The sequence below is a fragment of the Paenibacillus shunpengii genome (assembly GCF_042684905.1).
Taxonomy (GTDB): Bacteria; Bacillota; Bacilli; order Paenibacillales; family Paenibacillaceae; genus Paenibacillus; species Paenibacillus shunpengii.
In genome coordinates this window covers 1-4,291 of the sequence record NZ_JBHUMJ010000021.1, presented here as the reverse complement: position 1 = coordinate 4,291, position 4,291 = coordinate 1, and the positions used below count along the sequence as shown (strand labels likewise).

Genomic DNA, 4,291 nt, shown 5'->3' with positions numbered 1-4,291 from the left:
TTTGTATTGAATTCCATCTATAAATCCTCTTTTATACAGTTCTACTCCTTCAACAATCCTTTCGTTAAAAAGTTCTTCCACTTCTAGAAGATCGGCCAACAAATCTGGAGGTATTTGTGACCTCAACTTATTAACCAACTCCGTATGCTTTCTGTAGAAAACTTGATTCTCCTCGCTTAGAGCATCGATTAACTGTGAAGAATTATATTCTATTTCGATTTCAACTCTATTGCTCATCGCCAATCCAACCTCCCCTTATTTCTTTACTTGACTTGCTTGTGATACAATCCAGTAGTAGCCTTTCGAAATTGATCTGAACTGAAAGGAGTATTTAGTAAGTTGAAAATCTCCCGAGGGAGATGCTTACTTCCTGATCTCATAAAGGCGCAAGGCTGGACACAAGCAGATTATGCTAACCGAACAGGCAGACATCCGAGAGTGATCTCCCACTTCTGTAACGGCAAGCGAGTAATGCAACCTGAAGATATATACATAGCCACACTAATATTTAAATGTGGTATAGAAGACCTTTATGAATGGATCATTGAGAAGTAAGTGGTTTGCGGATGGAAACTTAAATCCGCCTCCCCTCGGCAAGTTCAGACCTAATAGTTCCGAAGCTTGTACATTAAACAGAACCGTTGTTCTGTCCTTGTATATATTTTATAGTCTTTAGCATTTATTGTAAAAGGAAACTAAAACTTTCGAATTTCCTTACATCACCACTAAATTATGACAGACTTTGACATTTAAGTTATTGTATAATCGCGAAAAAAATGGAGCCCCTTAGTAGGCGCTCCATTTCGTTGTCTCTGAACTTAAACGTATGCTTGGATTCATACTTATAAGGGCTTCAAGCGTTTCCTGGTACTTCTTTGTAGTATTCATAGGGCAATAAAGCTTATCATCAAACCCTACCCTCTTATAAGATCCAGTATCAATCCACTTTGCATTCTTAGCGTTTACAAGGTTATATCGATCCACCTCATAAAAAATGTCTCCATGAGATTTCACTAGCGCCTGCGACCAAAATTTAAAAGGTCCAGTGAGATAGTACTTTCTCCCCCACACTGTATGCACAATGATTCGCTTGATTCCAGCAGACCACTCCAGGAATAACACGTAATCAAAGGGGATTTTCTCTACACCTGTTTTACCGCTTTTATCTTTCGCTGCGGTTATTTCCATGACGAAATACCTCCAAGTATATTATTACTTGTACATTTCTTCAGGGGCATTTGCTTCGTATACATACACGATACTTCTTTTTTTAACTACGGACTTTCCAAATTTCGAAAGCATAGTTACCAGTCCATAAATAAGATGCTGCTTAAATGTCATTTCCATGGGATTTCACCTCCTTTCCTAGAATTAATGAGAAGGCTTGTACAAAGAAACTGATAGCTAAGGTATCTGATACAAATATGAAATTGGTTGCAACTATTAAAGCAGATATTTTTCTTAAAGTCGGATAATGTTCGATTGGTACATTACGTTGATTTTGAAGATTGCTGGGTGCATATATCAAGACGATCAATAAGGTGAGAGCAGTAAAAGAGTGGATAATAGTTCTATCGGTAAAATTAAAGAATGATAATAGGATGAACATCCCACTGGTAAACAGTGCGCAACTTGTCCCTGAATCTAAATGTAAACCTCCTGAGTATCGTCTTAGTATAGGGAATGAGATAAGTAGAATAATTACCTCTTTTAAATTTCCTGTGAAAAATCCCCCTAACAAAGACAACACAACAATTGATGATACATTCAAAAAGAGTCCGATGGATGTTTCGAGTACTTCAATTGAACTCGGATGGTGAGGGACTTGTTTTTTCATATATACACTTAATTTCTTAGCCGCTGTATCAATCACGTATCTTCATTCTCCCTCTGTATAGCGAAATATGTAAGGTACCCAGCAATTAAGGCGAAGAAAGCTATGTTTATCCAAAGTTCATTTAAATAAAAAATCGTAGTGATAAGACCAAAGAATACGATGATCAGCAATAAAACTGTTAAATCTTCAAATTTAAACCGGAGTCGATCAAACGGGAACGAGAACCCTTTACCTAGCCTGTACAATACCTGAGCTAGTACAAGAAAGGTAACGCTGCTTACAGTCTGCAAGGCATACCCGTCTGCGGCGGTTTCCATACCAGCAACTGAACCGAACATGACTTGAAGTAGAACTGACTGCAAAACCGCATAAAGACCGTACCCTAATATCGTACAAATAATTGACCAGATAAAAGGTATCCCCACCATCACACAAAAGAAAATAATGAAGATAATGACAACTATTAAAGGGACAAGGTAAGGCAAGTGTAACTCGGTTCTTAGGACAAAACTCTGAAGACTGATCAGTAAGATTACAAAAAGAATGCGTATGGCAAACTCAGACGCCTTATGCCTAAAGATCGACATGATGAAGGAATAAACTGCGAAAGACTCCAACATCGAGAAAAATAAAAACCCACTGAATCCCAGCAAACTCACCTGTCCCCAACTCCCAATTATATGAAATTTAGTTATATAACTTATATAACCTATTATATGCTGAAATTGAACCAATGTCAATATACAAGTTATATAACTAAAGGTGTTTTTTTTAGGACTATTTTCACCTTTTTCTAATCGGTGTGGGAAGTTGAGTAATGAACCTTGCATACCCTTCATTATTCTTAATCAGATTAAGGGAATTGTACCTAGGCAACTTAAGAAGATCTTCTTCAGTGTACGGATAAAGCTCACTTTTCAGCTCTTCATAATTTTTCTTGTCGCAACCCGAAATAAGCATATACGAGGCATTTGCGGATCGTAACTCATCACGGATAAATTTAATTTGGTTAAGGTAGTGAGCCGAGATTATAGGCTTAAGCCCAAACTTTGCGTACTGGCTAAGTTTTGAACGCATGAACTGTTCGGTATGTTGCACCTGGTAAAGCTCATCGACGATCTTATTTACCTTCACCAACTTACTCCGATCACCACCATAGCGTTTACTTCTCATTTGGAGAGCCAGCCAGATCTTTGTACTCCAATAGGTTGTGTAAGCATCCCGCTCACTGTCCGTGCTGAACATATCCGATGGCATCCGGATGCATATTAGCTGATTTTTCTGCATCTCCTCTACGAGATCGACGTTACCAGCTGTACCCTTATCAAGCATGCGTTCCATGTAGGCGTTCTGTTCCAGCTGATTTAGTCTGTCAATGATACCTACGATATAAGTCTCCTTCGTCCCCACTACTTCCCCGCTCTTGTCTTTATCATCCAATTCGGATAGGGACCTGATATACTTTTTAAGATTGTCTTGCTGTGCAGCTGGCACTCTTTTTATTAGCTGCTGTCTCACCTCATGATCCTGCAGACAATTAAACACATCCCGTATGCTGCCACCGTTGATAAAGGATACAAGAGCAGCACTTACCAGGTATCGCTGCATCTTAGCTGACAGCTTTGTTTCCTCTGCATTAATACTATTGACTAGGGTCATAAGCTGTGTCGTCTGCTTCTTTGCGTTGTCATAAGCTTCAAACGGATCTGCACTATACCCTACTTCGTTGTATCCCATGCCCTGCAGCTTCTTAGGATCCGCGCAATCTATTACAAGGACTTTATCTTGTGGAATGGCGGCTGCTACTTCTCTGCTTAGTTCGCACTGGCCAACAAAATCAAATATGATCACGCACTCTCCTGCATTTATGGCGTCCCGGCTCAGATTGGCAATAAGAGTCGATTTACCTGCCCGTGTCGGTCCGATCATGACAAGGGTAAGGTTTTGGTACTCTCGATCAGTAGAGAGGTAAGCAGGCTGCTTGTGGCCCCTGTATACGTTGGTACCGATACACATTACCCCTTGTTTTAGATCGTCCGGCACTACCGTTTCCTGTGTCTCGATACGGTCGATAAAGTTGAATCGTTCCAGGACATCACGGCCAGCAAGTGCAATAAAGTTCTGCGCTTCTAAATCACCGATCTTATTCTTACCTGCTCCGATGTTTAAATCGGTAAATGAGAATCCCTTTCTGAGCGGTCTGTACGTAAGACGGTTATCCTCGGTGATCGTGTCAAAGGACTGAGCTATACTTCGCGCTGCATTCCTCTGTCTAGTCGGATCGTTACTCTCAGCCATGACGACGATTTGAGTATCAATGACCGTGCTTGTAGCTTTCTTTGATGTGCTCTCACTAATCTTCCGGCTGCCGTTGATCCGATCAAGCAGCGACTCCATAAGATCCGGTTCATTTTTGCTATTCTGCCCTTTACCACCTAATGTCTCTGCAATTTC

At 40.3% G+C, this 4,291-nt stretch carries 6 protein-coding genes; all 6 read right to left on the bottom strand.

Annotated elements, in window-relative coordinates; all coding sequences use genetic code 11:
• Positions 1 to 237: hypothetical protein (locus tag ACFSVM_RS25715; RefSeq protein WP_379265406.1), on the bottom strand; the 237-nt coding region annotated here is incomplete at its 3' end.
• Positions 238 to 786: 549 nt separating this feature from the next.
• A complete protein-coding gene (locus tag ACFSVM_RS25710) occupies positions 787 to 1,188 on the bottom strand; it encodes a hypothetical protein (RefSeq protein ID WP_379265404.1) in 402 nt (133 codons plus the stop codon).
• Positions 1,189 to 1,212: 24 nt separating this feature from the next.
• On the bottom strand, positions 1,213 to 1,347 hold the full coding sequence (locus ACFSVM_RS25705; protein WP_379265402.1) for a cyclic lactone autoinducer peptide: 135 nt from the start codon (positions 1,345 to 1,347) through the stop codon (positions 1,213 to 1,215).
• Positions 1,331 to 1,873 carry an accessory gene regulator ArgB-like protein gene (locus ACFSVM_RS25700; RefSeq protein ID WP_379265400.1) on the bottom strand — a complete coding sequence of 181 codons (543 nt, stop codon included), beginning with the start codon at positions 1,871 to 1,873 and terminating at the stop codon, positions 1,331 to 1,333. The genes ACFSVM_RS25705 and ACFSVM_RS25700 overlap by 17 nt, the downstream gene beginning before the upstream one ends.
• Positions 1,870 to 2,496 carry a hypothetical protein gene (locus tag ACFSVM_RS25695; RefSeq protein WP_379265398.1) on the bottom strand — a complete coding sequence of 209 codons (627 nt, stop codon included), beginning with the start codon at positions 2,494 to 2,496 and terminating at the stop codon, positions 1,870 to 1,872. The genes ACFSVM_RS25700 and ACFSVM_RS25695 overlap by 4 nt, the downstream gene beginning before the upstream one ends.
• A 124-nt stretch (positions 2,497 to 2,620) precedes the next feature.
• Positions 2,621 to 4,291: hypothetical protein (locus ACFSVM_RS25690; RefSeq protein ID WP_379265396.1), on the bottom strand; the 1,671-nt coding region annotated here is incomplete at its 5' end.

Coding starts and splice junctions, on each gene's coding strand:
- ACFSVM_RS25705 (WP_379265402.1), bottom strand. CDS start 1,347: ATGGAAATGACATTTAAGCAGCATCTTATTTATGGACTGGTAACTATG.
- ACFSVM_RS25710 (WP_379265404.1), bottom strand. CDS start 1,188: ATGGAAATAACCGCAGCGAAAGATAAAAGCGGTAAAACAGGTGTAGAG.